The sequence below is a fragment of the Saccharospirillum alexandrii genome (assembly GCF_043641555.1).
Classification (GTDB): domain Bacteria; phylum Pseudomonadota; class Gammaproteobacteria; order Pseudomonadales; family Natronospirillaceae; genus Saccharospirillum; species Saccharospirillum alexandrii_A.
The window spans coordinates 30306-56226 of record NZ_JBHZRJ010000002.1; the positions used below are offsets into that span (position 1 = coordinate 30306).

The 25921-nt window shown below is 58.5% G+C and carries 24 protein-coding genes and 1 other RNA gene; 13 read left to right on the top strand and 12 right to left on the bottom strand.

The features are described from left to right. The first annotated feature begins 27 nt into the window (after positions 1–27). Entirely contained in the window at positions 28–1041 is a 1014-nt protein-coding gene (gene galE, locus ACHUE7_RS06025) for a UDP-glucose 4-epimerase GalE (RefSeq protein WP_394169192.1), read from the top strand. Then, positions 1041–1808: a methyltransferase domain-containing protein gene (locus ACHUE7_RS06030; RefSeq protein ID WP_394169193.1), complete on the top strand. Its 768-nt coding sequence runs from the start codon at positions 1041–1043 to the stop codon at positions 1806–1808. The genes galE and ACHUE7_RS06030 overlap by 1 nt, the downstream gene beginning before the upstream one ends. Positions 1809–1878: 70 nt before the next feature. On the opposite strand, the gene queE is transcribed toward ACHUE7_RS06030, so the two are convergent. From queE to ACHUE7_RS06090, 12 genes are all read right to left on the bottom strand, one after another. Then, positions 1879–2550, bottom strand: coding sequence for a 7-carboxy-7-deazaguanine synthase (gene queE, locus ACHUE7_RS06035; protein ID WP_394169194.1), 672 nt, complete (start codon positions 2548–2550; stop codon positions 1879–1881). Positions 2551–2614: 64 nt separating this feature from the next. After that, the gene (locus ACHUE7_RS06040) at positions 2615–5089 is read right to left on the bottom strand and encodes a putative bifunctional diguanylate cyclase/phosphodiesterase (protein ID WP_394169195.1); all 2475 of its coding nucleotides are present in this window, start codon (positions 5087–5089) and stop codon (positions 2615–2617) included. A 59-nt stretch (positions 5090–5148) separates the two neighbouring features. Then, positions 5149–5496: a hypothetical protein gene (locus tag ACHUE7_RS06045; RefSeq protein ID WP_394169196.1), complete on the bottom strand. Its 348-nt coding sequence runs from the start codon at positions 5494–5496 to the stop codon at positions 5149–5151. Then, positions 5493–6239, bottom strand: a complete 747-nt coding sequence (locus tag ACHUE7_RS06050) for a hypothetical protein (protein WP_394169197.1) — start codon at positions 6237–6239, stop codon at positions 5493–5495. The genes ACHUE7_RS06045 and ACHUE7_RS06050 overlap by 4 nt, the downstream gene beginning before the upstream one ends. Continuing rightward, positions 6236–6754 (bottom strand): DUF2878 domain-containing protein, encoded by a 519-nt coding sequence (locus ACHUE7_RS06055; protein ID WP_394169198.1) that lies wholly within the window; start codon positions 6752–6754, stop codon positions 6236–6238. The genes ACHUE7_RS06050 and ACHUE7_RS06055 overlap by 4 nt, the downstream gene beginning before the upstream one ends. After that, complete coding sequence (locus ACHUE7_RS06060; protein ID WP_394169199.1) at positions 6751–8001, bottom strand: class I SAM-dependent methyltransferase; 1251 nt, start codon at positions 7999–8001, stop codon at positions 6751–6753. Before ACHUE7_RS06060 ends, ACHUE7_RS06055 begins: the two co-directional genes overlap by 4 nt. Next, positions 7998–8819 (bottom strand): DUF1365 domain-containing protein, encoded by an 822-nt coding sequence (locus ACHUE7_RS06065; RefSeq protein WP_394169200.1) that lies wholly within the window; start codon positions 8817–8819, stop codon positions 7998–8000. Before ACHUE7_RS06065 ends, ACHUE7_RS06060 begins: the two co-directional genes overlap by 4 nt. Beyond that, positions 8810–10075 carry an NAD(P)/FAD-dependent oxidoreductase gene (locus ACHUE7_RS06070; RefSeq protein WP_394169201.1) on the bottom strand — a complete coding sequence of 422 codons (1266 nt, stop codon included), beginning with the start codon at positions 10073–10075 and terminating at the stop codon, positions 8810–8812. The genes ACHUE7_RS06065 and ACHUE7_RS06070 overlap by 10 nt, the downstream gene beginning before the upstream one ends. Before the next feature lie 45 nt (positions 10076–10120). After that, a complete protein-coding gene (locus ACHUE7_RS06075; protein WP_394169202.1) occupies positions 10121–10537 on the bottom strand; it encodes a nuclear transport factor 2 family protein in 417 nt (138 codons plus the stop codon). Between the two features lie 78 nt (positions 10538–10615). After that, positions 10616–11998 (bottom strand): cryptochrome/photolyase family protein, encoded by a 1383-nt coding sequence (locus tag ACHUE7_RS06080; RefSeq protein WP_394169203.1) that lies wholly within the window; start codon positions 11996–11998, stop codon positions 10616–10618. An 88-nt stretch (positions 11999–12086) separates the two neighbouring features. Next, positions 12087–13037: a YbgA family protein gene (locus ACHUE7_RS06085; RefSeq protein WP_394169204.1), complete on the bottom strand. Its 951-nt coding sequence runs from the start codon at positions 13035–13037 to the stop codon at positions 12087–12089. Positions 13038–13137: 100 nt separating this feature from the next. Continuing rightward, positions 13138–14769, bottom strand: a complete 1632-nt coding sequence (locus tag ACHUE7_RS06090; protein WP_394169205.1) for a methyl-accepting chemotaxis protein — start codon at positions 14767–14769, stop codon at positions 13138–13140. Positions 14770–14976: 207 nt separating this feature from the next. On the opposite strand from ACHUE7_RS06090, the gene ffs reads away from it, so the two are divergent. The 11 genes from ffs to ACHUE7_RS06145 all read left to right on the top strand — a co-directional run bounded on the left by ffs (position 14977) and on the right by ACHUE7_RS06145 (position 25913). After that, positions 14977–15073, top strand: an RNA gene (gene ffs, locus ACHUE7_RS06095) — signal recognition particle sRNA small type. 182 nt (positions 15074–15255) lie between these two features. After that, positions 15256–17466, top strand: coding sequence for a DNA polymerase III subunit gamma/tau (gene dnaX / locus ACHUE7_RS06100; protein WP_394169206.1), 2211 nt, complete (start codon positions 15256–15258; stop codon positions 17464–17466). A 95-nt stretch (positions 17467–17561) separates the two neighbouring features. Beyond that, a complete protein-coding gene (locus tag ACHUE7_RS06105) occupies positions 17562–17888 on the top strand; it encodes a YbaB/EbfC family nucleoid-associated protein (protein WP_127555531.1) in 327 nt (108 codons plus the stop codon). A gap of 15 nt (positions 17889–17903) precedes the next feature. After that, positions 17904–18515: a recombination mediator RecR gene (gene recR / locus ACHUE7_RS06110; RefSeq protein WP_394169207.1), complete on the top strand. Its 612-nt coding sequence runs from the start codon at positions 17904–17906 to the stop codon at positions 18513–18515. Further along, positions 18508–19647 carry a ribonuclease D gene (gene rnd / locus ACHUE7_RS06115; protein WP_394169208.1) on the top strand — a complete coding sequence of 380 codons (1140 nt, stop codon included), beginning with the start codon at positions 18508–18510 and terminating at the stop codon, positions 19645–19647. Before recR ends, rnd begins: the two co-directional genes overlap by 8 nt. After that, complete coding sequence (locus ACHUE7_RS06120) at positions 19631–19939, top strand: YcgL domain-containing protein (RefSeq protein ID WP_246026211.1); 309 nt, start codon at positions 19631–19633, stop codon at positions 19937–19939. The genes rnd and ACHUE7_RS06120 overlap by 17 nt, the downstream gene beginning before the upstream one ends. Continuing rightward, complete coding sequence (locus ACHUE7_RS06125) at positions 19939–20379, top strand: YcgN family cysteine cluster protein (protein WP_394169209.1); 441 nt, start codon at positions 19939–19941, stop codon at positions 20377–20379. Before ACHUE7_RS06120 ends, ACHUE7_RS06125 begins: the two co-directional genes overlap by 1 nt. A 35-nt stretch (positions 20380–20414) precedes the next feature. Continuing rightward, on the top strand, positions 20415–20783 hold the full coding sequence (locus ACHUE7_RS06130) for a hypothetical protein (protein WP_394169210.1): 369 nt from the start codon (positions 20415–20417) through the stop codon (positions 20781–20783). A gap of 162 nt (positions 20784–20945) precedes the next feature. Continuing rightward, the gene (locus ACHUE7_RS06135; RefSeq protein ID WP_394169211.1) at positions 20946–21611 is read left to right on the top strand and encodes a YEATS-associated helix-containing protein; all 666 of its coding nucleotides are present in this window, start codon (positions 20946–20948) and stop codon (positions 21609–21611) included. A gap of 122 nt (positions 21612–21733) precedes the next feature. Beyond that, positions 21734–24013 (top strand): VWA domain-containing protein, encoded by a 2280-nt coding sequence (locus ACHUE7_RS06140; RefSeq protein WP_394169212.1) that lies wholly within the window; start codon positions 21734–21736, stop codon positions 24011–24013. Positions 24014–24251: 238 nt separating this feature from the next. After that, complete coding sequence (locus ACHUE7_RS06145) at positions 24252–25913, top strand: AMP-binding protein (protein WP_394169213.1); 1662 nt, start codon at positions 24252–24254, stop codon at positions 25911–25913. Positions 25914–25921 lie beyond the last annotated feature (8 nt).

Sequence of the window (25921 nt, forward strand, 5' to 3'; positions counted from 1 at the left end):
TCTTAAAACCACGCAATGGAGTTTGCTATGACTGTTTTGGTGACCGGCGGTGCCGGGTACATTGGCAGCCACACCTGCATAGAGCTGATAAAAGCCGGGCACACCGTGCTGGTGCTCGATAACCTGGTGAACAGCTCGCCCGAATCGCTGCGCCGGGTCGAGGCCATCGTGCAGCAACCGGTCGATTTCGTAGAAGGCGACATTCGCGATACTGCCTTGCTCGACCGGGTGTTCAGCGAACACGATATCGACGCTGTGGTGCATTTTGCCGGCCTGAAAGCCGTGGGCGAAAGCACTGAGAAACCACTCGACTACTACGACAACAACGTTTACGGCACGCTGTGTCTGTTGCAGGTGATGAAACGCCACGGCTGCAAGAACCTGGTGTTCAGTTCATCGGCCACGGTGTACGGCGACCCGCATACGGTGCCGATTCAGGAGCACTTTCCGCTCAGCGCGACCAACCCCTATGGCCGCTCCAAGCTGATGATCGAAGACATTTTGCGTGACCTGCATGCCTCCGACCCGGAATGGCAGGTGGCCCTGTTGCGCTATTTCAACCCGGTTGGGGCCCACGAAAGCGGCACCATCGGCGAAGACCCGAACGGCATTCCCAATAACCTGATGCCCTTTATTACCCAGGTGGCCATTGGCAAGCGCGAGGCGTTGTCCGTCTTCGGAAGCGATTACAACACGCCCGACGGCACCGGTGTGCGCGACTACATTCATGTGGTGGACCTGGCTAAAGGCCACGTTAAAGCCATCGAGAAGCTGAACAGTAAGCCCGGTTGTGTGGCTTACAATCTGGGCACCGGGGTGGGTTACAGCGTGCTCGATATGGTGAAAGCCCTGGAAAAAGCCTCTGGCTGCAAGGTGCCCTACAAGCTGGTCGATCGCCGCCCCGGCGACATTGCCTGCTGCTACGCCGACCCGGCCCATGCCGAACAGGAACTGGGCTGGCGTGCCGAGCGGGGCCTGGAAGACATGATGGCCGACTCCTGGCGCTGGCAAAGCCAGAACCCGGAGGGTTACCAGCGGTAGTGAAGGACTACGTCAATTTCGACCCGCTGGCGGAGCGGTTTTCAAAAAACATCTATGGCAGCCTGAAAGGCCGCATTCGCCAGACACTGCTGGAAACGTTGTATCCGAAGTACGTCCCCGAGTTACTGAAACCGGGCCTGAGCGTGCTTGATGCCGGCGGTGGCCTTGGGCAGATGACGCTGTGGCTGTTGGGCATGGGGCACCGGGTCGAGTATTTCGACGTGTCGGGAGATCTGGTGGCTCAGGTGCAACAAGACGCTGCCGAATGGATTGCCAGCGGCCAGTGTCAGGCAGGCCAGGCCTCGGTATTTGATTTCGAAACCGGCCCGAACCGGGATCTGGTGATCGTGCACGCTGTGCTCGAATGGCTGGAACAACCACAGGCCGCACTGGACAGAGCCATGCGCTGGGTAGCGCCGGGCGGCGTGATTGGTGTGATGGTCTACAACCGCCACATGCTCGAGCTGCGCAACCTGATGCGCGGCACCCTCGATAAAGTCAAAACCGGTCAGCTGCAAGGCCTGGCCGGCGGACTGACCCCAATAACCCCCCTAAGCCCGGAACCCGTGCGCCAGCAACTGGTGGACAGCGGCTTTGACATTCTCACCCAGGCGGGCATTCGTACCTTTACCGATTTAACCGAACCAACGGTGCTGAGCTGGTACACCGATGAAGACATCATCGAGATGGAGCAGCGCCTCTGCGAGCAAGCGCCCTATCGGGATTTGGGGCGGTATGTATTGTTGCTGGCGAGAAAGCCAAAGTAAGCCGAGTTTTATGTTTCGCAACAGACCCTGAATGGCCTCCTACGGGTGTTACGGTTGTTTTGATTGGGCGTCAAGCGATGTTAACCACTTTGTGCGACTGCAGCGTCAGCCGCCACTCGGGGTGGGCCCGGCAATAGGCGATGGCGGCCTGGGTGCTGGTTTCCCGGGCGGGGTGCAGTGTTTCGATGTCGAAGGGGTTAAGCGGGCTCAGGTAACGAACCCCGGCTTCGATGTGCGCAAACCGTTCTGGCGGTGCTTCCGGCTGCGGGTAAACCAGCTTCAGTTCATTGCACCGTTCTATGATTACGTCACTGCGCCCTTTGGGGCTGATGCATACCCAATCGAGATTGGCCGGCAGTGGGCGGGTGCCGTTCGATTCCACGGCGCACTCGAAGCCGCGCTGGTGCAGGGCGTCGATCAGCGCTTCAGTCAGTTGCAGGGCGGGTTCGCCGCCGGTGAATACCACGTAGGGTTTTGCCCGCTGGTCTGTTGCGGGCGTGGTGGTTGGCCAGAGCGCGGCTATGGCGTCAGCCAGGTCGGTTTCGGTGGCGAATTTGCCACCGCCTTCGCCATCGGTGCCAATGAAGTCGGTATCGCAGAAGGTGCAGATGCTGGTGGCGCGGTCTGATTCGCGGCCACTCCAGAGGTTGCAGCCGGTAAAGCGACAGAATACCGAGGCGCGGCCGGTATGGGCGCCTTCGCCCTGCAGGGTGTAGAACATTTCTTTAACGGAGTAGGTCACGGGGTTTTGAATCTCGACAATCGGGTGAAAAAGCGGCCTGTTCACTGGCCGCGCTATCGGCAAGTTAAGGCGTGGCTGCGGCAGCCTGGGTGTTGTTGTCTTGCAGCATGCGCATGAAATCGTCGGTGTTCAGCGGGGCGGAGAACAAATAGCCCTGGTAGCGAAGACACCCGATCGACTCCAGAAACGCCAGTTGCTCCTCGGTTTCTACGCCTTCGGCGATGGTTTTGAGGTTCAGGTGCTGAGCCATGGCCAGAATGGTTTCGACAATGGCGGCGTCGTTGCTGTCGGTGGTGAGGTCTCGCACGAACGACTGGTCGACTTTAAGCACGTCGAGCGGCAGGCGCTTCAGGTAGCTCAGGCTCGAATAGCCGGTGCCGAAATCGTCGATTGAAAACGAGACGCCGTACTGGCGAATTTCGTTCATCCGCACGATGGTTTCTTCCACTTCGTTGATCACCATGCCTTCGGTGATTTCCAGGTCGATGCAGCGGGCCGGTATGTCGTATTGCTTAATGGCCTGTTTTACCTGCGTAAAAAACTCCGGCTGGGAAAACTGTTGTGGGCTGACGTTGATGCCGAGCACCTGGTTTTCGTGCCAGAGGCCGGCGTCCATCCAGCGGCGCACCGTGGCGCAGGCTTCATCGAGCGCCCATTCGCCGACCTTGACGATCAGCCCCATGTTTTCCAGCACCGGAATGAACTCAACCGGAGACACGGTACCCCGGGTCGGGTGCTGCCAGCGCATCAGGGCTTCGGCGCCGAGGATGCTGTTGTCGCGCACATCGACCTGGGGCTGGAAGGTCAGGTAAAACTCGCGGCGTTCTACCGCCAGACGCAGGTCTTTTTCCATGCTCAACCGGAAGGCGGTGGCTTCGGCCATGGCCTGTTCGAACTGGATGGCGTTGTCTTTGCCGTGAGCCTTGGCCTGGTACATGGCGGTGTCGGCATTGCGCAGCAGGTCTGAGGCGCTGGTGGAGCCCTCCGGATAGAGCGCGATGCCCAGGCTGGCAGTAACAGTCAGTTGCTGTCCGCCAATGAAAAACGGCTCGGCCAGGGCTTTGCGCAGCCGTTCGGCGCGCTGGTAGGCCAGAATGCTGACTTCGCTTTTATCATTCCCGAGATCAGCCATGCAGATAACGAATTCGTCGCCGCCGAGGCGCGAGACGGTGTCTTCGTTGCGCACCGCATCCATTAACCGGGAGGCGGCTTCACGCAGCAGCGAATCGCCCGCACTGTGGCCCATGGAATCGTTGATGTTCTTGAAGTTATCGAGGTCGATGAACACCAGGGCGCCGAACTGGCCGGAACGCTCGGCTCGGCGCAGCGACTGGCCAAGACGGTCGAGAAACAGGTGCCGGTTGGGTAAATCGGTCAGCGGGTCGTGATAGGCCATGTGCTGCATGCGCGACTGGTTGCGCTTGCGTTCGGTAATGTCGACACCGACCGAGAGAATGGCGGGCTCACCGCGAAATTCGATGGGCAGAATGCGCAGTTCCAGGGCAGTCAGGGTGCCGTTGCTGTTGACCCAATCGAGTTCGGGAATGAACAGGCTATTCTGATCGGTCATCACCTGTTCGTCGGCTTCTACAATCAATTGCCGGGACTTTTCATCGTATTCACCGAGAATTTGGCTGTGGTGCTGTCCGGTCAGTTCATCGACCGTGGTTTGAAAGGCGCGGGCAAAGGCTTCGTTCACCAGCGCCAGTTCACCCTGGCGGTTTTTTACGTAGATGAGGTGGGGCAGGTTGTCGATAAGCCGGCGCATGTTGGCGTAAGACTCTTCGACTTCGTGCTTGGCCAGCGTTTTGTCGGTGATCAGCCGTTCCGCGTTGCTCAGGTAGTGGTTGATGTGGGCGGTCAGTTGGCCAAGTTCGTCGCGCTCGTGGCCACTGGGCGGGTTTAGCCGCTGCCCATTGGGGTTTTCGGCATCGATGCTGTCGAGTGAACTGGACATCATGTTGATCGGCTTGGTGACCAGCCGGTAGAAGACGATGAGGAACAGCAGAATCAGGATGAAGTTTTTAACCACCCCGAGCAGAAAGGTCGAAATCGCCCTGTCGGCGAAGCTCTGGTAGGCCAGCACGGTGTCGATCTCCATGCGCAGCAGGCCATAGACATCGCTGCCCAGAGCATTGGTTTCCAGTCGGGTTTCCAGGGTTTGCACGGGCCGGGTAATGAAACGTTCGTACCAGTGCTGCTGGCGCTGGTCATGCTCGGCAGAGCGTTCGGCCAGAGGCGAGCCGAGTTCGTCGATAATAGCGACATAGGTGACAAAGTCGTACACGAACATGCCATTGGCCACTTCGCTGGCCAGGTTGTAGTCGAGCGTGTGCACGGCGCGTGAGGCGGCAAAGCGAGAGGCGTCCATCACCCGTTCAATGGAGGCGTCGAGTGAGTTTCGTTCCACCCGAAAGTCGTTATAGACCTGATAACCGGAGCTGACCAGACTGACGAGCAGGGCCAAAATAACGCCACTGCGGGAGAGCCGAAACGACAGGCGATGTAAAAATCTTGGTTTGAAAACCTGTGAAGACATCCGCTGCACGCCACCATAGGGCCGGGAAAAGGGCCGCAAACATACTGAATGCTTACAGGTTAGTCAAAATCCCGCTTTGCCGCCATGCGTTTTAGGTGTTGCCAGCGTGATACACACCAGATAGCCAAAACCGGGTTGCCCAGAGTCGGCAGAGTGATCAGCAACAGCAGGCGAACCCAGGGGTTGGGTTCGAACAGCCAGGCCAGCGCCAGGGCAATGAAAAAGCCGCTGTACAGGTCTAGCAGTGAAATTTGCCCCCACACCTGGCTGGTCAGCCACTGGCCCTGCTCCGAGAACAGGGGCCAGGGGTTGTAGATCAGCATCCAGGCTATGAGGGTCAGCGAGAGACCGGTACCCAGAATCAGAAACACCAGTGCCAGCCGGTTGGTTATCGGGTTTGGTTTCATGGCTGATCATTCCCCGCATAGTCGTATTCGATGTTGGCACTGTAGTTGCCACCACCGGGTTTGGGCAGGTTGGTGAGGCCGGCGTAGCGCAGCAGGCGCCGGGTGTCGATGTCGTACGTCAGTTCAATGTCGCTGATCACCAGGCTGAGCAGGCGGTTGCGAACATTGAGTTCGAGCATCAACTGACCATCGGCTTGCTCGATGGGACGCAGGCGCAAGCCCAGCCACCGGGTTCGGGTGGGTGCCAGAAACTGGAATTCGACACTGTCGCCGTCGAGTAAGGTGTCGAAATGGTCGAGAATGAAGTAGTGGAAGCCGCCATCAATGACGTAGCCGTCTGCATCGGACCAGTCGAGAAAACCGGACTCGACCGACTCGATTGATACCCCATCGGTGTTGGGTTCAACGGTTTCGGTTCGTTGCGGGTCGACGACCGTTAACCGGTAGGCGGGGCGGGAGGGTTGCCAGTAGGTCATGTCTTTTTGGGCAAGTTCATCCCCTTCTGGCGTCTTGTAGAAGACGGTTTCCCGCTGAGGCACACCGTCGACCTGCTCCAGCCGGTGCTCTTCGGTATACAGCAGGTCGCCGCTGTCCAGATCGTAGGCGTTGCCCGTGAATTCGATCGTCTCGGAGGTTTCAGCCACACTGGTCAGTGCCAGTCCGGCGAGGAGCAAGCCGAGGAACAGGGGTTTGGTGGCCCTGGCCCGGTGGGTTGTGGGTGCACAACTAAAAAGGAGGGTCATGTCGTCTCTATTTGAGTCGGATGTGTGTGGTTTGGGCGATCAAGCCACCAGTAGAACAGGGGTAACCAGAACCCCCAGGCCAGTGGCACGGCAATCAGCGCCCAGGGTTCCATGGTGGCGGCACCGAACTGGGTGCCGGCAACGTAACTGCCCCCGCCGCCAACCACGCCAAGTACGACCTGTAAGCCAAGACGGCCCTTCAGCCAGGCCAGCGAATGGTTCAGCGTCAGCGGAAACATCAGCCAGAGCCCGACCAGCCAGAGCGGTACCGGTTGTCCGGCACCCAGAAACTGAACGGCTGGGGTCAAATGCCAGATAAAATCCACCAGTAAACCCAGGATCATGATGGGGATCACAGCCTGCCATTCGCGCCGGCTGCCAAACAGGGCGGCGTGCATGGCCACAAAGCCCAGCGCCCATAAAATCGCCCAGGCCGACTGGGTGAGCACCAGCAGAAACCAGCCAATCTGGAATCCAGCGTAGTTGAGAACTGCTTTGCCTGCGTTCAGTTTCATTGGGCCGGGTCTATCCAGGTCTGGCGGTTTTTGTCTTTGGCGAACATCACCTGGTGAGTGCCGATGGCGCGTTCGGTAAAACCGCCTTCGCAGTAGGCAAAATAGTAGCGCCACAGGCGGTAGAACGTATCGTCGTAGCCGAGCGCCAGAATCTGGTCGCGGGCGGCGACAAAGCGGTGGTGCCAGTCTTTTAGGGTGCGGGCGTAATGATCGGTCATGTCTTCCAGGTGCACCATTTGCAGATCGGTGTGGCGCTTCATGTTGTCCATCAGAATCGACAGCGACGGCAGGTGGCCGCCGGGAAAGATGTATTTGCGAATGAAGTCGACCGAGGAGCGGTACTCCTGATAACGCTGGTCGGGCATGGTAATGCACTGGATCAATGCAGCGCCGTCATCGGTGAGGCGTTCTGACAGCACCCTGAAATAGCTCGGCAGGTAATCGTGACCGACCGCCTCGATCATCTCGATCGACACCAGCTTGTTGTATTGGCCAGTGAGGTCGCGGTAGTCCTGTTTGAGTAGGGTGATTTTATCGGCCAGGCCCAGCTCGTCGATGCGCTTGCGGGTGTAGTCGTGCTGCTCATCGGAAATGGTGGTGGTGGTCACCTTACAGCCATAGTGCTGCGCGGCGTGAATCGCCATGCCGCCCCAGCCGGTGCCGATTTCGAGCAGATGATCGCCCGGCTTCAGGTCCAGCTTCTGGCAGACCCGGTCGAGCCGGTGGCGCTGAGCTTCTTCGAGCGTGGCATCGGTGCTTGGATAAATAGCGCTGGAGTACATCATGCTGTCGTCAAGAAAGGCTTCGAACAGCTCGTTGCCCAGGTCATAGTGGGCGCGGATGTTTTTGCGTGAGCCGGATTTGTCGTTGCGGTTAAGCCAGTGCGCCAGGCGCAGAACCGGTTTGGTGACCAGCCCCAGTGTTTTGTTCAGTTTTGAGGTGGTGTCGAGGTTCACCGCAAACACCCGCACGACGGTGGCCAGGTCTGATGTATCCCAAAAGCCGGCGACGTAGCATTCAGCCGCAGCGAGCGCGCCCCCGGTGAGCATTTCCCGGTAGGTGCGGGTGTTGTGGATGTGGACGCTGGCGTGGGGGCCGTCCTGGTCCGGGTTGCCGAATACATAGGTGCCAGACTCATCGTGCAGTGTCAGTGACCCGGTGTGGAAGCGGTTCAGGGCTTTGAAAAGCAGGCGCTGAGCCAGCGGACCCTGGGTCCCGTCAAAACGCGTCGGAGTGGCCGTTGTCATGCCGTTGTTTCCTTTTTCTCTTTGTTCGGGTGTGGGATGAAGGGAACCTTCTTCAGCCACAGTTTGAAGGCTTGCCAGTGGATGCCCATTACCACCTTTACGGTCATCGCCGGAAAACGGATGAGGGCGCGGCGCATGGCGCGGGCGCTGATCGGCGCGGCTTCCATAACCAGGGTGGCATCGAACACCTTGTGCTGCTCACGGTGGTTTTCCAGATGAATGCGCAGCGTCGGTTGCGGCAGTCCGAACACCCAGCGGTAATCCATGTCCATCGGCAAAAAGGGCGAGACATGAAACGCCTTGCTCAGCCGGTATTCGCGATAGTGCCGGTGAACCCGATGCGGTTCATAATGGGGGTTGGTGGGTGTTGGGCTGGTGTTGGATGTTTCGGCCAGCAGCACGTAGGCGTGGCGCTCTTTCCAGGGCGTGTTGGTGACTTCGGGCATCACGGCCAGCAAGTTGTCGTTGTGGTCGAACACGTAGTAGACCGACACCGGATTGAACACGTAGCCGAGGTAGCGCACATGGGTCAACACCCGCACCGAGGCAATGTGCCGGGGTTCCAGTTCGCTGTGCATGCAGACCTTGTTGATGACGGCCTGTTTCAGGTCGGGCGTGTTCGGGTCGAAGTAATCGGCCCGGCGAAAACTGGCCCAGTTGAAACGCTCGATCGACCAGAACCGCGAGCTGCCGAACACCTCGTCGATTTCATCGAGATCGAGATAAAGCATGAACAGCGGGTAGGTGAAGCGGTGCTCTGCCGGGCTGTAACGGCGGTGACGCACCCAGCCCTCGTAGAGGCAACTGTTCAGTGCCATGGCTCAACTCCAAAACTGGATACGACGCGCAAGGCACTGTTAACACCGTCTTCGTGAAAACCATTGAACCAGTAGGCCCCGCAAAAATGGGTGTGGTTCTGATTACCAATCTGATCGTATCGGTTCTGGGCGTCAATACCGGCTTTGGTAAAGACCGGATGGGCGTAGTTGAAGCGGTCGATGATTTTCGCCGGGTCGATGTCTCCTGTGCGGTTCAGCGTTACGCAAAAGGTGACCGGCGCGTCGTTGAAATTCTGCAGAATGTTCATGTTGTAGGTCAGTCCGACTGCATCGGCCGGGTTGCGCGGAATGTGGTAGTTCCAGGCGGCCCAGGCTTTTCTGTGTTTGGGCAGGAGGGTCTCGTCGGTGTGCAGTACCACTTCGTTGTTGCTGTAGGGCAGGGCGCCGAGAATGTCGCGTTCGTCGTCGGTCGGTTCGGCTAGCATGCCCAGAGCCTGGTCGCTGTGGCAGGCAAAGACAACCTGGTCGTAACGCTCGGTTTGGCCGTCGCCAAAGGCGAGCGTTACGCCGTCGGCATCGCGCTCGACCCGGGTGACGCCCCGGTTCAGGTGAATGCGGTCTTTGAACGGTTCGGTCAACGGGGCAACATAGGCACGCGACCCGCCACTGATGACATACCACTGCGGCCGGTTTTTAACCGACAGCAAACCATGGTTCTTGAAAAACCGAACGAAAAACAGTGCCGGGAAGGCTTCCATTTCGGTTTCGCCGGAAGACCAGATGGCCGCACCCATGGGCACGATGTACTTGCGGATAAAGGTTTTGCCGAAGCCTTTTTGCTGAAAGTACTCACCCAGCGTCAGATCGGGCGTCAGTTTGCCGGCGTCGAGGTCTTCGAGGCTTTCTTTGTTGAACCGCAGAATGTCGCGAATCATGCCCAGAAAACGGGGGTTCAGCAGGTTCTTGCGCTGCGCAAACAGAGTATTGAGGTTGTGGCCGTTGTACTCGAGGCCAGAAGCGTCGTCGCGCACGCTGAAACTCATTTCGGTCGGTTCACGGTTCACGGCCAGAGGCGCCATCAGTTTATTAAAATTGTGGTACACCCAATCGTTATAGACGATAAACCCGGTGTTCACACCCCAGGTGCGACCGTCGATGGTCACATCCCGGGTGTTGGTGTGGCCGCCAATGTAATCATTCTGCTCGAACACCTGAATATCATGATGCGGGTGCAACAGCCGGGCGGTGGTCAGCCCCGCGATGCCGGTTCCAATGATGGCAATGCGTTGTTTCATTGAGTGTCCTGTCGGTTTTATCGGTGTTGTGTTGTTCAATTCAAATCAGTTCAGTCGGCCTTTTAACCAGCCCAGCAGTGAACCCAGAGCGGGTACGTGATCGAAAATCATCTGGTTGCTGTCGAAATAATCCTGATGGCGGGTGATCTTTTCAGCGAAGGTCAGATAGGTGACACCGGGTATCAAAATGGGCGCGCCACCTTTGAGCTTTGGGTGACGGAAGGTCATTTCCCAGCGCAGCATGGCTTCGTTGTTCTGTTCCCATTGGGTGAGGTAGCGGAACGAAATTTCATCCACATTTTTGTACATGCCTTCGAAATAACGCTGCAGGTTTCCGAGGCCTTCAATTCTGTGCAGCGGGTCTGTAAACACGATGTCGCGGTCATAGATGTCGCCCAGCAGGCCGTCTTTCACCGTATCCCGGTTTAGCCGGTTATACACATCCTGCATTTGTTCAAGCATAGGAATCTCCTGAAGAGATAGGTTTGAGCTGAGAGCTACGAGCTGCGAGCTTTTAGCTAACAGCTCATAGCTCGCAGCTCACAGCTTCTTAAAAACTTCCAACGTCTCTGCGCGGGCTCGTTTGTAGTCGATCAGCGGCCGTGCATAACCCAGGTGTCTGGCGAGTTGCTGCGTTGGTTCGTGTATGGCTTCGGCCGGCACGCTGGCCAGCTCCGGTACCCAGCGGCGAATGTATTCGCCGGTGGGGTCAAAGCGTTGCGACTGGGTATGAGGGTTAAAAATGCGAAAGTAGGGTGCCGCATCGACGCCGGTTGAGGCACACCATTGCCAGCCGCCGTTGTTGCTGGCGAAATCGATATCGAGCAATTGCTGTGCAAACCAGCGTTCGCCCTGGCGCCAGTCAATTTTCAACAGTTTGACCAGATACATGGCGACGATCATCCGCACCCGGTTGTGCATCCAGCCGGTCTGGGCGAGCTGTCGCATGCCGGCATCGACGATGGGTACGCCAGTCTGCCCCTGTTGCCAGTGATGCAGGGCGGTCTCATCCTGCAGCCAGGGAAAGGCATCCCAGCGCGGGTAAAAGGGTTCGTGCCGGGCAATGTCGGGCCGCCAGTAGAGCAGGTAGTGATAGAACTCACGCCAGATCAGTTCAGACAGCCAGGTTTGCACGCCGGCACTGTCGAATTTGGGGTGCGAAAAAGCGCTGTGCATGCACTGGCGCAGGCTGATGGCTCCGCTGGCCAGAGCAGCCGATAGGCGCGACGTGCCTTCGGTGGCGGGCAGATCGCGCTGATCTTTGTAGCGGGGCATGGCGTCAGCGAACTGGCCGAGGTGCTCATGGGCGTCGTGCTCGTTCAGCGGCAGTTCGGCGGTGCCAGCCCAGGCCACTTCGGGGATGTCGGGGCGTTCGCTCAGCGCCGGTGCCCTGGCCGATGGCACCGGTAACGGCGCGGCCAGTGGCGTTTCGGCATGCTGACTCAGCCACCGTTTCTTGAACGGGGTGAACACCCGGTACATCTCTCCCTGGCCGGTTAGCAGGGTGGCCGGGTCGAAACCGACCCGGTCTTCCCCAACCCATGTGGCGATGTTGGCTAACCGGGCTTGCTCGATTGCATATTGGTCGCGCTGTACTTCATCCCAGCCGAATTCGCGGTGAAAGGCGAGTTGGCGAACACTGTGCTGGCGGGCAAAGTCGATCAGCTGATCGACTCCGGAGAGCCAGGTGTCGGCCTGCAGGATGGTCAGTGGAATGCCGAGTTGGGCCAGATCCCGGGCGACAGTGACCAGGGCAGAGCGAATGCTGTATTGGCGGGCCAGGCCGTAGTCGTGCTGCTGCCATTGCTTCGGGGTCCACATAAAAATGGCTTGGACGTCAGCACCGGGCGCCTGGCAAGCCTCGGTCAGGGCGCTGTGGTCACTGACGCGTAAATCGTTTCGGAACCAGACGAGTTGGGTCATTAAAAACTCTAGACAGAAGTTAGACGTACCATAGATACGCCTAATGATTGTGATTGGTTCAAATTATTTATTGGGCGGGTGAGTCAGACTAGATCGGGTTTCTCAGCCCCAGCTCTTCCGGGTAGGGGTTCAGAAACGTCTGATTCATCAGATAGGGAAACTGGTCGCCGTGCAGAAAGGTGTAATGCTTGAGCAGAGAGACCGGGACGATGAAGGGGACTTCGTTGGCTTTGTACTGGTCGATCGAGTGAATCAGCGAGGTTTTTTCCTTTTCGGACAGCTGGTTTTTGAAATAGCCCATTACATGTTGCAACACGTTGACCCGGTGGCCCCGCTTGGGAATGTTCGAGAGGGCTGACATCAGTTCTACCAGGTATTCCTGGCCAAAGGCTTCCCGGTCTTCGATGTCTTTTAAGTTGGAAAGCTTCTGCCCCAGGCGTTTGTAGGTGGGGTAGTCGTGCATCATCAACAGGTATTTCTGCCGGGCGTGAAAGTCGATCAGCCCTTTGGCGGTGCGCCAGGGTTGCCCGGTGCGCCACTCGTGGTAAACGTAAACGCGCTGCACGAAGTTTTCCACCAGGTTCGGGTCACTCAGACGGCCGCTTTCTTCAAAAGGCAAGGCCGGGGCGTGGCGTTGCAGCACCTCGGTGTACAAACCGGCGGCGATTTTCTCGGGAATCATGTTCTTGTTATACAGCTTTACCCGTTCCATGCCACAACTGGGCGAGCCTTGCATGACGACGTAGCCGTCGAGTGCATCGAGCTCGGGGACGATGGTTTCGGCGTAGTGCTGTAACTTCTCGGTGTAGTCGTCAGTCAGGTTGTCTGAATCGACGGCCCGGGTGCCCTGGTCGGTGCTGATCAGCCGGATTGGGTTGCGCGGTATGCCCATACCGATGGCGACTTCCGGGCAGTAGGGCACGAAATCGGCGTACTGCCCAAAGGTTTGTGTCAGCCAGCGGTGGTGTTTGTGCCCGCCGTTGAAGCGGACTTCATCGCCCAGCAGGCAACTGCTGACGCCCAGTTTGAGTTTTGTCATTGCGTTAAATGTTCCTGTCGCCCGGTTTTGGGTGGCCGTTTCCTGAGGTGCGTAATCGGTTGGTATCGTCGGGCGATACGCACCTCAAGTCCAGCCTGGATCACTGTGCGCCGGCGCGCAGGCTTTGCAGTTGCTGTTGAAAGTCGCTGGCCAGGGTCGACAGAGTATCGCTGAGCGTTGTGGCTTGCTGGCTTTCGCTGGCGGTTTCTTCCGACAGGTTGCGGATCTGAATGATCAGTTCAGCCAGCGAGCCAGCGACGCTGGTCTGCTCTTCGGCGGCGGTGGCGATTTGCTGGTTTTTGTCGTTGATGGTGTGAATCGCCGCGAGAATCTCCGTCAATTGTTGCTCGGCTTGGGTAATGTGTTCACCGGTGGAGCGGGTTTGCACCAGGCCGGTTTCCATCGCCTGGTTGCTGTTGCGTGCACCGGTTTGAATGGTCTCGACAATGGCGCGGATTTCGACGGTCGATTGCTGGGTTTTTTGCGCCAGTTGCCGCACTTCATCGGCAACCACGGCAAAGCCGCGGCCCTGGTCCCCGGCCCGGGCCGCTTCGATGGCGGCGTTCAGCGCCAATAAGTTGGTCTGTTCGGCAATGCCCTGAATCACACTCAACACCGACCCGACGTTTTCAGACTCCTGCGCCAGGCTGTTGATCAAGCTGGCGGTGGTCTCGTTGTCGCTGGCCAGCTTGGCCATGGTGCTCTGGGCGGTATGCATGGCCTGGCTGCCCTGTTCGGCCAGTTGGCCGGTATGACGGGTTGAATCGGCGGTATCGGCCGCATTGGCGGCGACTTCCCGTGACGCGGCTTCCATTTGTTCAATGGCGGTGGCGACTTGCTGGCTGAGATCGTGCTGTTGGGCGGTGGCCGAGGTGATGGACCCGGACATAACGTCGAGCCGGTTGGTGGCATCGCGCAGGGCGTTACTGTTTTTCTCCAGATCGGTCACCATGCCTTGCAGGAATTGGCGCAGGTAATCGAGTGTTTGACCCAGATGGCCGAGCTCGTCTTTGCGTTTCATTGCGATCGGCTGATCATAGCGCCCGTTGCGGATGTGGTTAACGCCGTCGGTCAGGCCGTGTATGGGCTTGATGATGGCACTGCGAACAAACAGGAAGATCGCCGCCAGAATGACCAGGCTAAGCACCATGGCAACGGCAACCGCCAATCGAACGGTCTGGCTGGCGCTGGCCTGGGCTTCGGCATTGGCAGTGATGGCCAGGCGAGATAATTCGTTGCCCAATTCAGACATCGCGGCCGAGGGGGCACGGTCTATGCCAGAGACAGCTGTGTCGCCTGCGGTGTGATCGAAACCACTGTTAATAAAGGCTTGCCGGCCTTCGGCGTAAGCCGTGGTCATGGTTTGGTGGTCTTCAAGAAACTGGGTGGCAATGGTCTGCAGCTCGGGGTAAGCCCCCAGGTCGTTCGCCAGGTTCGTGACCATGGTGTTGACCCTATCTGATTGTTCATTGAAGGCCGTCCAGTAGCGGTCCATGCGGTCCGGGTCCTGGCCGCGCAACAGAATGTTCTTCCATTCCTGCACCTGGGTCTTGAATTCAAGATGAGCGGTGTCGGCCCGTTTCTCCAGTTGTTTGACCCCCTCAGCAACGCCCACCAGGCGGTTGACTGACTGATTCATCGAGAATATACCGACAAAGGCGACGATGGCCATGGCCAGTATGCTGAGCATGATGCTCATTAACAGACGAAACTGGATAGTACCTGTTTTCACGGTGCAACCTCTGTGTAGTGACCGTTCTAACAACGGGGTATTGTTGATAAACCAGCCCATCTGAAACCAGGCTGGCACTGCTTATACGGGGGTTATCGACCCATTCGATCAAAGCTGTAGCTACAGTAAGCGTAGTTCGATTTAACCCATGCCCTTGAGTTTTTTTAAATCATAGGCATAATGCCGCGCTCTGCGTTAGGGTGGCTCTGCCGGTCCCCCCGCAACGAACGGTCGTAAACCCCGCCAGGCCCGGAAGGGAGCAACGGTAGCGACTTTCTCGTGTGCCGGGGTGTGGCTGGTGGAGCCGCCACCCATCTTTGTACTATCTTGCTGTTTTTAGTGATGACCCGTACCACCCGGTTTCATTGGGTTGCCCGGTCATGCTCAACGACTAACCTCTTGTTTTATAGACGCTTTTTTTATTCTGGCAGCCTTCCTTGTTCCAAGTTAGGATACGGTTTCGTTTCTCCGGTTTCATGAGCCTTCATGTCTTATCAGGTATTGGCCCGTAAATGGCGACCCGCCACCTTTGAACAAATGGTGGGGCAGGCCCACGTCTTGAAAGCGCTGGTCAACTCGCTCGATCAACAGCGATTGCACCATGCCTATTTGTTCACCGGCACGCGCGGGGTGGGCAAGACCACCATCGCCCGCCTGCTGGCGAAGAGTCTGAACTGTGAAGTGGGCGTCAGCTCCAAACCCTGTGGCAAGTGCTCGGCCTGTACCGAAATTGCCGAAGGCCGCTTTGTCGACCTGATAGAAGTGGATGCCGCCTCGCGCACCCGCGTTGAAGACACCCGCGAACTGCTCGAAAACGTTCAATACGCGCCGACGCGGGGCCGTTATAAGGTCTACCTGATCGACGAAGTGCACATGCTCTCGGTCAGCAGCTTTAATGCCTTGCTGAAAACGCTGGAAGAGCCACCGCCGCACGTCAAGTTCCTGCTGGCCACCACCGACCCGCAAAAATTACCGGTGACGGTGTTATCGCGGTGCTTGCAGTTCAACCTGAAGAACATGACCCGCGAGAGCATCGTCAGCTACCTGAACTCCATTTTGGGGCAAGAGCAGGTGCCGTTCGATGAACCCGCCCTCTGGCTGCTGGCCGAAGCGGCCAACGGCAGTATGCGCGATGCACTGAGCCTGACAGACCAGGCCATTGCCTATGGCGAGGGTGAACTGAACGAGACCGACGTGGCCACCATGCTGGGTACGGTCGACCTGAAGCGGGTGTTACACCTGGTAAAAGGGCTGATCGAGAAAGATGCCGACAGCCTGATGCAGCAGGTTGCCGGCATCGCCGAACACGCGCCGGATTACCGCACCCTGTTGAACGAACTGTTGTCGACCTTGCATCGGGTAGCCATTGCCCAGGCTGCCCCGGCGGCGCTCGATAACAGTAAGGGCGACCGTGACGCCATTGCGGCGCTGGCCTCGCAGGCGCAGGCGGAAGACATACATCTGTTTTATCAGATCGGCACCCTGGCCGCTAAAGACCTGGCGCTGGCCCCCAGCGAGCGGGCCGGGTTCGAAATGGCGCTGTTGCGCATGCTGGCCTTCAGCCCAAGCCCTGCGCGCAATGTGAATGATTTGCCCGCGCTGGAAAGCCGTGTCAGTGCTGAGGGCCTGGGTGATGCTTCCCCAAAGCCACAACCCGCTCCGCAGACACCTGAGGAGCCGGCTGCCGTTGCAGCACCGGAGCCAGTTGCTAAATCGGGCACTACTGCCACAGAATTACCCGACACCGGCGCTGCAGTAGCCGATGAACCGCCCAGTTCGCAAGGTCCAATAACGGCAGAAACGGTAAAACCGGAAGCAGAAGCCGCAGAGCCGGTAACAGAACCCGTGGCTTCCGTGGTCGAAGCAGAGCCCGAAGAACCCGCAAGCCCGGCTCAGGCGGCGGCCAATGAAGCGCCACCCGAGCCCGCCAGCCAGGAAGAAGACCGGGCACCCTGGGAAGGTGACGATGACGAAACCGACTGGGCGCCTGCACCCCGGCCCGTTGCCGATTTACTGGCCGATCAGCCAGCCGCCAGACCCCAGGCCCCGATTGATGCCCCAGAACCCGTCGCTGAAGCAGAAAACGCGGCGCCCGCCCGGCCGTCGCCGCTCGATGCGCTGGCTCACGCCGAGGTGATGGACCCGGAACCGTCGCCAGCCAGCGAACCCGAAGCAGCTCCGACGCCCAAAGCGGCTGAGCCAGTGCAAAGCCAGGTGCCGGTCAACCATGACCCGAATCAGTTGATTCACCCGGAAACCAACCCGGCGCGTTGGCCGGATACCGACCTCGAAGCCGACCCGGTGTTCTGGTGGCAGGTGACCTTGCACAAGCTGGGTCTGTCGGGCATGACCAAAACGCTCTTTGCCCATTCCACCTGGGCCGGTTACGACAACGGCCGTTTACAGCTGATTATCTCCGACAACTATCGAAAACTGATGAATGAGACCCATATAGAACGACTCATGGCCGTGCTGGGCGACTTTCTGCCGGGCGTGACCGGGCTCGATTATCAGTTTGGCGTGGCCGAGAAAACGCCCCAGGCCTGGTTCGACCGCTTGCATCATGCGGCCTATGAAATGGCGGTGACAGCCTTGCACGACGACCCGTTCGTGCAGTCGCTGGTGTCGCGTTACGACGGCGACTTGCAGACTGATACGGTAAAGCCAGCGTATAGCCCGTTGCCGTCGGTATCCTGAAACACCGGCGAGTCAGTGAGACCGAAAACAGAATACACGATCAGTAACAAGCCAGTTGCAATGGTCGGCAACACCGATAACAGGAGCCTTGAGCGATGATGAAAGGTGGTATGGGAAACCTGATGAAACAGGCCCAGAAGATGCAGGAAGACATGAAGCGCATGCAGGAAGAAGTGGCACGCGCTGAAGTGACGGGTGAATCGGGCGCTGGCCTGGTTAAAGTCACCATGAACGGCCGGCACGATGTAAAACAGGTATCGCTGGACGAATCCGTGATGCAGGAAGACAAAGAGCTGCTTGAAGACTTGCTGGCCGCTGCCGTAAACGATGCCGTGCGTAAGGTGGAAGCCCTGAGCCAGGAAAAAATGTCGTCGGCCACGGCCGGTATGCAGTTGCCCCCCGGCTTTAAAATGCCGTTCTGACGAACGAGGTCTGGCATGGCGTACAGCCCGCTTACAGAGCAATTGATGGAAGCCTTGCAGGTCTTGCCCGGTGTGGGTTCGCGCTCGGCCGAGCGCATGACGCTGCACCTGCTGGAGCGTGACCGCGAGGGCGGTCAGATGCTGTCGCAGGCACTGCAGCGCGCGCTCGATGGCGTGATGCACTGTGCCCGGTGCCGGGTGCTGACCGAGCAGGCCGTCTGTGAGCTGTGCCAGAATGACGACCGTGACCATAGCCGCCTGTGTGTGGTGGAAACCCCACAGGACCGCGAAGCCATCGAGGTGTCCGGCGGCTATTTGGGTGACTACTTTGTATTGCAGGGGCACCTGTCGCCCATCGATGGTATCGGCCCGGATGAATTGGGCGTGCCCCTGCTGCTCGAGCGGGTCAAAAGCGGCGTCATTGAAGAAGTGATACTGGCGACCAATGCCTCTATGGAGGGGGAAGCCACCGCGCATTACCTGACTGAACAGCTGCAACCGTTAAAGGTCGTAGTCTCCCGGATTGCCCGGGGCATCCCGGTCGGGTCGGAATTTGGCCGCATCGATAGCCACAGCCTGTCGCAGGCTCTGCAAGATCGCAAACCACTGGGTTTTGAACATGATTGAACACTACCACTGGGTGGGTGATAACGACGCGCTGCGCCTCGCCTGTCAGCGCTGGAAAGCCGCTCCGGTACTGGCAATGGATACCGAGTTTGTCCGCACCGAAACCTTTTTTGCCAAACTGGGTCTGATTCAGGTCGGGCTGGAAGGCGAGGTCTGGCTGATCGACCCGTTGGCGATCAGCGATTGGCAGGCGTTCGCGGCCGTGCTGGAAGACCCGGCCATTATCAAGGTGTTTCATTCGCTGTCGGAAGACGCTGAAGTACTGTTTAATGGCACCGGTGCCCAGGTCGCGCCGGTGTTTGACACCCAGATTGCCGCGGCCCTGTTGGGCAACGATCTGCAAATGGGCTTTGCCCGGGCCGTTGAAGCTGAGCTTGGCGAAAGCCTGCCCAAAGACGCGACCCGCTCCAACTGGCTGTTACGCCCGCTGGCTGAAGAGCAATGCCAGTATGCCGCCGCCGATGTGTTCTGGCTGGAACAGCTCTATGAGCGATTCGCTCCCCGGCTGCAGGAAATGAACCGCTTTGACTGGGTGCTGGAAGACAGCCAGCGAGCGGCACTCGACAGCTTTCCGCCTAGCCCTGAACAGTATTACCTGAAATTGCGCGGTGCCTGGAAGCTCAAGGGAACCCGCTTGTACTGCCTGCAACAGCTGTCACAATGGCGCGAGCAACAGGCTCGGGAGCAGGATGTGAACCGCTCGCGCATTCTATCGGACGCTGAAATCATCCAGATCGCCCAGGCCATGCCGACCCAGCGCAGCGTCGTGGCTGGCCTGAAGGGCCTGCACCCGCGCAAGGTTCGCCTTTATGCCGATGCAGTAGTCGATATTGTGCGCCGCTGCAACGAAGCCAGCCGGGAGTTCTGGCCCGAGCGACTGGCCGGGCCGTTACCAGCTGACCAGGCTGCCCTGTACAAATCGGTCAAAGACCTGATCGCTGATCTGGCCCGGGAATCTGCGGTACCGGCCGAAGTGCTGGCCCGGCGCAAGCCGCTGGAACAACTTGTCAGAAGTGGCTGTTACACCGGCGACTACGAGTGGCCGGAGATGATGACCGGCTGGCGCAAGCCGTTACTGGTCGATCCGCTGACCCGCCTGCTGGAGGAACATCATCGTGAAGCCAACGACTGACCGGGTGCTGGCCAGTATTTACCGCTCTTCGGCGCGTCAGGATATGTACCTCTATGTATCCCGTCACGAAGGGCTGGCCCGGGTACCGGAGCCACTGCGCGAGCGCTTTGGCACCCCCATCCCGGTGATGGATTTGTTGCTGACACCGGCCCGCACTCTGGCCCGGGTGGAGGTCGATAAAGTCATGGCGAAGATCGTCGAGCAGGGCTATTACCTGCAAATGCCACCGCCGCGGGAAGAGGGCATGCTCGACCTGTACCGTGAACCCACGACCCCGGTGCACCCTCGCTGATGGCTGCTCAACCCTTCTGGAAACGCAAGACGCTGGCGCAGATGACGACCGACGAGTGGGAGTCACTCTGCGATGGCTGTGCCAAGTGCTGCCTGCAAAAGCTCGAAGACGAAGACAGCGGGGAGGTATTCTATACCCGCGTGGTATGCCAGTATCTGTCCGACAGTTGCCGGTGCACGGTCTATCAGGAACGGCAACAGAAAGTACCCAACTGCGTCTGGCTGAAACCGGAAGACGTCGATCAGTTTTTCTGGCTGCCCAGCACCTGCGCCTACCGGCTGGTAGCCGAAGGCGAAGACTTACCGGAGTGGCACCCGCTGCGCGCGCACGACAGCCAGCGCATTCATGCAGTTGACGCCTCGGTGCTGCACCTTGACCCGGTACGGGACAATGAAGTGCCGGAAGAAGACTGGGAAGACTACATCATCGATAACGTCTAACTCATTACAGCGATTTTTTGGAATTCAAATAACTCATGATTTATCAAGACATCTACTGGACGGCTGCCGTTGCCTACGGCCTGGGTGTGATTGGCTTCTGGCTGGTCGTGTGGCGGATTGGCCGGCTTCTGCCGTGGCGCCCGTTGCGCTGGTGGATCACCTGGATCTACCTCTGTGTTGTCCTCACCCCCTGGCAGGGCACCGAACCGGAGCCCTATTACGCGCCCGCGATTATCGTCGCGGCGTTTGATTTCATGGATGTGGGCCTGAACGCCAGCCTGGCGATTCTGATGCCCATGCTGCAGGCCATGGTGGTCGGTACGCTGGTGATCGTGATTCTGGGCATCGTATTGCGACTGCGCAGCATGAAACAAGCCGATGAGGCCCCCCCGGAAGCCGGTTAAAGTGTAAAAACACCGTCAGGTCTGTTATATCTACACGCCGTTTGAATGCCTTCCAGATCAGGCGGCAGGCATTGACAGATTCATGATACCGCTGCCCGTGCCGATAGCGCGGGGCAGGGGAGTCCCCATAATAAATACCCGCAGTGGTGGTAAGGAGTAGGCATGGCCCTTCATATTTTCGTTCTGATCGCCGTAATGCTGATGTCCGGCGTTTTTGGTGGCCTGGTCAACTATTACATGTTGTCCCAATACGATCCGGATACCACCAGCCTGCCGCGCAGCCTGGTGGTCGGCATCGGGGCGGCCTTTCTGGTGCCGGTGGTACTGGCGCTGGTTAACAGCGACCTGATCGCCCAGAGCCAGGAAGATTCGAGCCGTTTTCTGATTTTCACCGGCTTCTGTCTGATAGCGGCCATTGCCAGTCGCTTTGTGGTGACCAGTGTATCCGACAAGATTCTGGCCGAAGCCAGAACCGCCCGGCAGCAGGCCGACCGCGTGATGCATGAGCTTTACCTGGTTCAGGCAGAAATCAAGCCATTAATCGAAGCCGAAACCGAAGATGACCAGCCAGTACCGGCCGAAGCGCTGACGCCCGATGAAGAACTGGACGTCACTACGGCGCAAGTGCTGAAAACCCTGGGTAACGGCCGCTACATTTTTCGCTCTTTGCAGGGCCTGTGCGACGAAACCGATGCCACCGAAGCGACCATGGTCAAAACCCTCGATATTATGGTTGCCCGCAATCTGTCCGGTCGCATCATGGGCAAGCACGGCATTCGCTGGCACATCACCGAAGCGGGCCGCCGCATGCTGGCCAGAATGGGGTGACGGCCTGCCAATGGCCCGTTGATTGCACTGCAGCTGTAATACAACGATCGTCGGCGACTGACCGGTAAAGAACGGCAACAAGTCGCCGATGTTATAGCCATGGGAATCTTTGGATGACAGCTATGCTGGGACAGTCAGGTTGGCCACGCCCTATTCGTATGCGGGTGTTTGGTGTGCTTTTGGGGTTAGTACTGGTCTCGCTTGTGCCTGCACAGGCAGAAACCCCGCCTCAACCGACCGCCAGCGACGTGCGTATTCTGATCGATATTTCCGGCAGTATGCGCGACACCGACCCCCAGAATCGCCGGACACCGGCGATTAACCTGCTGATCGACGCCATTCCCAATGAAGCGACGGCCGGGATCTGGAGTTTCGGGCGCTACGTTAACCTGCTGGTACCTCACGACCCGGTGACGAATGACTGGCGCGCCAGTGCCCGTGCCCGGGTGGCCGATTTGCGCGCTATTGCCCAGCGTACCAACCTCGGCGCCGCCCTCGACGATGCCGCCTACGACTTTGGCTTCTCGACCTACAGCCCGCCGACCGACGTTATTCTGATCACTGACGGCCAGGTTGATATCGCCCCCAATACCGATGTGAACCGGGTCGAACGCGACCGGATTCTCGACACCGTCATTCCCCGTTTTGCTGCTGCCGGTGCCCGCATTCATACCCTGGCACTGGGTGGTGCTGCCGATGCGGGCTTATTGGAACAAATGGCGAGTCAGACCGGCGGTGTGTTTGCCGAAGTTCGGCAGCCGGCAGAGATGCAGTCGTTCATCGTGCGGGTATTGAACTCGGTTCGCCCGGGTAATGAACTGCCTTTCGATGGTCGCAGGTTTACCGTCGATGACCAGGTCACCGAACTGACTGCGATGGTGATGCATGATGCAGGCGAGGTCGAGTTGCGCCAGCCTGACGGCACTCTGAATTCGGTCGCCTCACCCGGATCACAGCGTTGGCAGGCCGGGCAGGGCTATACCCTGATCAGTATCGATAACCCCGAAGCCGGGCGCTGGGAAGTGCTGGGCGATATTAACGATGACAGCCGCATTCAGGTGGTCTCCGACGTTAATCTGTACTGGACTCAGCCAACCGGTTCGGTGGTGCTGCAAGACCAGCCACTGATTCTGGAACTGGGCGTTGCTGATGCCTCGGGTGACGTGGTGCCCGACGCGCTGATTAACGTTATGACCCCTGCGTTACGCATAAATGGCCGTCAGGTCGATGGCCTGCGCTGGGATGGCCGGCAGCTTCGGGCCCAGATTCCCAATACCTACGGTGATGCAGACATCGAACTGGAAGTGACGCTCGATGGCGGCACTTTTCAGCGCCAGATCCGTAAAACCGTGGTGAACCGGCCAGCCTTGCTGTCAGAGTTGCTGGTGACGGATCAGGGCATTCAATGGCGCCTGTACCCGGCCGACCGCGGTCTGGTGTTTGAGCAGGTCGATTTGCAGGCGATGATTGAAGGCCCGGTGAGTCGCGAGCAAGGCTTTCAAACCCACGCCAGTGGTTACTTTTATGTCAATTTGTCAGCCGACCTGCCTGATGGCAATTACCGGCTGAGCCTGGCGGGCGACGCCGACGTCAACGCCCGGCGAGTCTCCCAATTCGGCGTTGCGCCGATAGAGCTCACATTGCCACTGCCCGCGGATTGGCCCCGCATACTGAACCCCGAGGCGCTTCCCGCTGAGCCGGTAACGATGACCGGGCCCGAAACCGAAGCGGCTTTCATTAAAGAGCCGATGCCCGAGTTCGAAGAATTGAGTGTGCAGACACCGGTTGCGGCTGACAACGCCCAAACCGACCCGATAGCAGAGACCCAGGAACCGGCAGAACCCTTCCCCTGGCTACGCTATCTGTTGCTCAGCCTGCCGGGGCTGCTGATACTGGGGGCCTTCTTTCTGGTTTACCGTCGGCTCGACCAGCGCAGCAAGGGGGAAGCAGAAGACTTGCTGGCTGAAGACCGGGGCATGGCTGATGTTGCCATGGGTGATCTGGAGGGTCTGGAAATGACCGCTGATCTCGATGATGCCAGTATGGATCAGGGTATCGACCAGGCCCGAGACAGCCAGGCCAGCGATCAGGATGCGCCCGTTGTCGACGATGTGTTCGATGCCGATGAGGCTGAGCCCTCACCGCCGGAACGCACCGAAGCCCCGCGCGTCAGTATGGAAGACAGCCTCGATACCCGGGCGCTGGATGAAGATGTCTGGGGTGAGCTGGACAGCGAGCCCGACCCGCTCGATGACCTGGATGCCGGTGAAGACGATGATCTGTTCGACATCAGCAATCTGGAAGATGGCCTGTCCGATCTCGAGAACCTGAACCTCGACGAGGACGATCCGTTCAAGGACGACCCCTTCGACGACGCCGAAGACGATCCCGCTAAACGCTGACTGGCGAGAACTCCAACATTTGAACATCGGTTTAGGCTGTTTACTCACAGATAGCCTGTTTACTGTGCGCTCTATTCATTAAAGAGTTGAATTCTGCTCGGTAAAAAAGAGACAATCGGGTCAGCAAATAAAACAAACGTTTGAATGAAGCCAGTGTCAGCCAGGGTAGTTTAAGGCAAGCGGGCATGCAGTCAGGCGGAATACGCATTGATCGACAATAAGAACGAGAGGAGTGTCCATGAGCGACGTTTACACCCATACGCAATACCCGGGCGGTATGAAAGCCACGGTCGACCCGGAAGCCTTCGACACAGTGCTCGATCTGTTCGACCAGAAAACCAAGGAATTCGCCGACAAGCCGGCCTACAGCTGCATGGGCCAGACGCTGACCTACGCCGACATCGATCGTCTGTCGGGCAACTTTGCCGCCTATCTACAGAACGAGACCGATCTGCAACCCGGCGACCGAATTGCGGTGCAGTTGCCCAACATTCTGCAGTACCCAATTGCGGTCTTTGGCGCACTGCGGGCGGGGTTGATCGTGGTTAACACCAACCCGCTGTACACCGACCGGGAACTGGAACACCAGATGAACGACTCGGGTGCCAAGGCGCTGGTGGTCTACGCCGGCATGGCTGCCCAGGCTATTCGGGTTCAGCCAAAAACCCCTGTACAGCGCATCATCGTCACCGAAATTGCCGACTTGCATCCGGGCCTGAAGCGGGTACTGGTCAACACCGTGGTGAAGAAGGTCAAGAAAATGGTGCCGGCCTACGACACCAGCAAGGTAGGCAGCTTCCGCGATGCCCTGAAAAAAGGCAGCACCAAAACCTACAAGCGCGCCGCCAGCGGTCACGATGACACCATTATTTTGCAGTACACCGGGGGCACCACCGGTGTGGCCAAGGGCGCGATGCTGACCAACCGTAACCTGATCGCCAACATGCTGCAGTGTTACGAGTTCTTCAAACTGACGCTTAAAGACGGCCAGGAAACCTTTGTAGCGCCGTTGCCGCTGTACCACATCTACGCCTTTACCGTGAACTGCATGACCATCATGCTGACGGGTAACCACAACGTCCTGATTCCGAACCCGCGCGACATTCCCGGTTTCGTCAAAGAGCTGGGCAAGCACCGGTTCACCGGGTTTGCCGGTCTCAATACGTTATTCGTTGCGTTAATGAATAACGAAGACTTCAAGAAAGTTGACTTCAGCGCCCTGAAACTGACCATCTCCGGTGGCATGGCACTGACGCATGCGGCCGCTGAGCGCTGGGAGGAAGTCACCGGCTGCCCGATCTCGGAAGGTTACGGCATGACTGAGTCGTCTCCGGTGATTTCGTTCAACCCGGCCGGTCATCAGCAACTGGGCACCATTGGTATTCCGGCGCCGAATACCGAAGTCCGCATCGCCGACGACGACGGCAAGCTGCTCGGCTTCGATGAACCGGGTGAACTGCAGGTGCGCGGACCTCAGGTTATGAAGGGCTACTGGAACCGCCCGGATGACACCGCCAAAACCGTCGATGAAGACGGCTTCCTGAAAACCGGTGATATTGCCGTGTTGCAACAAGACGGTTACCTGAAAATTGTTGATCGCAAGAAGGACATGATCGTCGTCTCCGGCTTTAACGTTTACCCGAACGAGATCGAAGACGTGCTGACGCGCCACCCGAAAGTGGTGGAATGCGCCGCCGTTGGTGTTCCTAGCGAGAAAACGGGCGAGGCGGTGAAAGTCTTTGTGGTGACCAACGGACCGGTTGAGGAAAAAGAACTTTCCGACTTCTGCCGTGAAAGCCTGACGGGCTACAAGGTACCCAAACAGTTTGTCTTCCGGGATGAACTGCCGAAGACGAACGTGGGCAAGGTGCTGCGCCGCGAGTTGCGCGACACCGAATAACAGCGCCG

Bases quoted from the DNA above. Each gene is read 5' to 3' on its own strand.
- galE (WP_394169192.1), top strand. From the start codon at position 28: ATGACTGTTTTGGTGACCGGCGGTGCCGGGTACATTGGCAGCCACACC.
- ACHUE7_RS06040 (WP_394169195.1), bottom strand. From the start codon at position 5,089: ATGTCTTCACAGGTTTTCAAACCAAGATTTTTACATCGCCTGTCGTTT.
- ACHUE7_RS06045 (WP_394169196.1), bottom strand. From the start codon at position 5,496: ATGAAACCAAACCCGATAACCAACCGGCTGGCACTGGTGTTTCTGATT.
- ACHUE7_RS06050 (WP_394169197.1), bottom strand. From the start codon at position 6,239: ATGACCCTCCTTTTTAGTTGTGCACCCACAACCCACCGGGCCAGGGCC.
- ACHUE7_RS06055 (WP_394169198.1), bottom strand. From the start codon at position 6,754: ATGAAACTGAACGCAGGCAAAGCAGTTCTCAACTACGCTGGATTCCAG.
- ACHUE7_RS06060 (WP_394169199.1), bottom strand. From the start codon at position 8,001: ATGACAACGGCCACTCCGACGCGTTTTGACGGGACCCAGGGTCCGCTG.
- ACHUE7_RS06065 (WP_394169200.1), bottom strand. From the start codon at position 8,819: ATGGCACTGAACAGTTGCCTCTACGAGGGCTGGGTGCGTCACCGCCGT.
- ACHUE7_RS06070 (WP_394169201.1), bottom strand. From the start codon at position 10,075: ATGAAACAACGCATTGCCATCATTGGAACCGGCATCGCGGGGCTGACC.
- ACHUE7_RS06075 (WP_394169202.1), bottom strand. From the start codon at position 10,537: ATGCTTGAACAAATGCAGGATGTGTATAACCGGCTAAACCGGGATACG.
- ACHUE7_RS06080 (WP_394169203.1), bottom strand. From the start codon at position 11,998: ATGACCCAACTCGTCTGGTTCCGAAACGATTTACGCGTCAGTGACCAC.
- ACHUE7_RS06085 (WP_394169204.1), bottom strand. From the start codon at position 13,037: ATGACAAAACTCAAACTGGGCGTCAGCAGTTGCCTGCTGGGCGATGAA.
- dnaX (WP_394169206.1), top strand. From the start codon at position 15,256: ATGTCTTATCAGGTATTGGCCCGTAAATGGCGACCCGCCACCTTTGAA.
- ACHUE7_RS06105 (WP_127555531.1), top strand. From the start codon at position 17,562: ATGATGAAAGGTGGTATGGGAAACCTGATGAAACAGGCCCAGAAGATG.
- recR (WP_394169207.1), top strand. From the start codon at position 17,904: ATGGCGTACAGCCCGCTTACAGAGCAATTGATGGAAGCCTTGCAGGTC.
- rnd (WP_394169208.1), top strand. From the start codon at position 18,508: ATGATTGAACACTACCACTGGGTGGGTGATAACGACGCGCTGCGCCTC.
- ACHUE7_RS06125 (WP_394169209.1), top strand. From the start codon at position 19,939: ATGGCTGCTCAACCCTTCTGGAAACGCAAGACGCTGGCGCAGATGACG.
- ACHUE7_RS06130 (WP_394169210.1), top strand. From the start codon at position 20,415: ATGATTTATCAAGACATCTACTGGACGGCTGCCGTTGCCTACGGCCTG.
- ACHUE7_RS06135 (WP_394169211.1), top strand. From the start codon at position 20,946: ATGGCCCTTCATATTTTCGTTCTGATCGCCGTAATGCTGATGTCCGGC.
- ACHUE7_RS06140 (WP_394169212.1), top strand. From the start codon at position 21,734: ATGCTGGGACAGTCAGGTTGGCCACGCCCTATTCGTATGCGGGTGTTT.
- ACHUE7_RS06145 (WP_394169213.1), top strand. From the start codon at position 24,252: ATGAGCGACGTTTACACCCATACGCAATACCCGGGCGGTATGAAAGCC.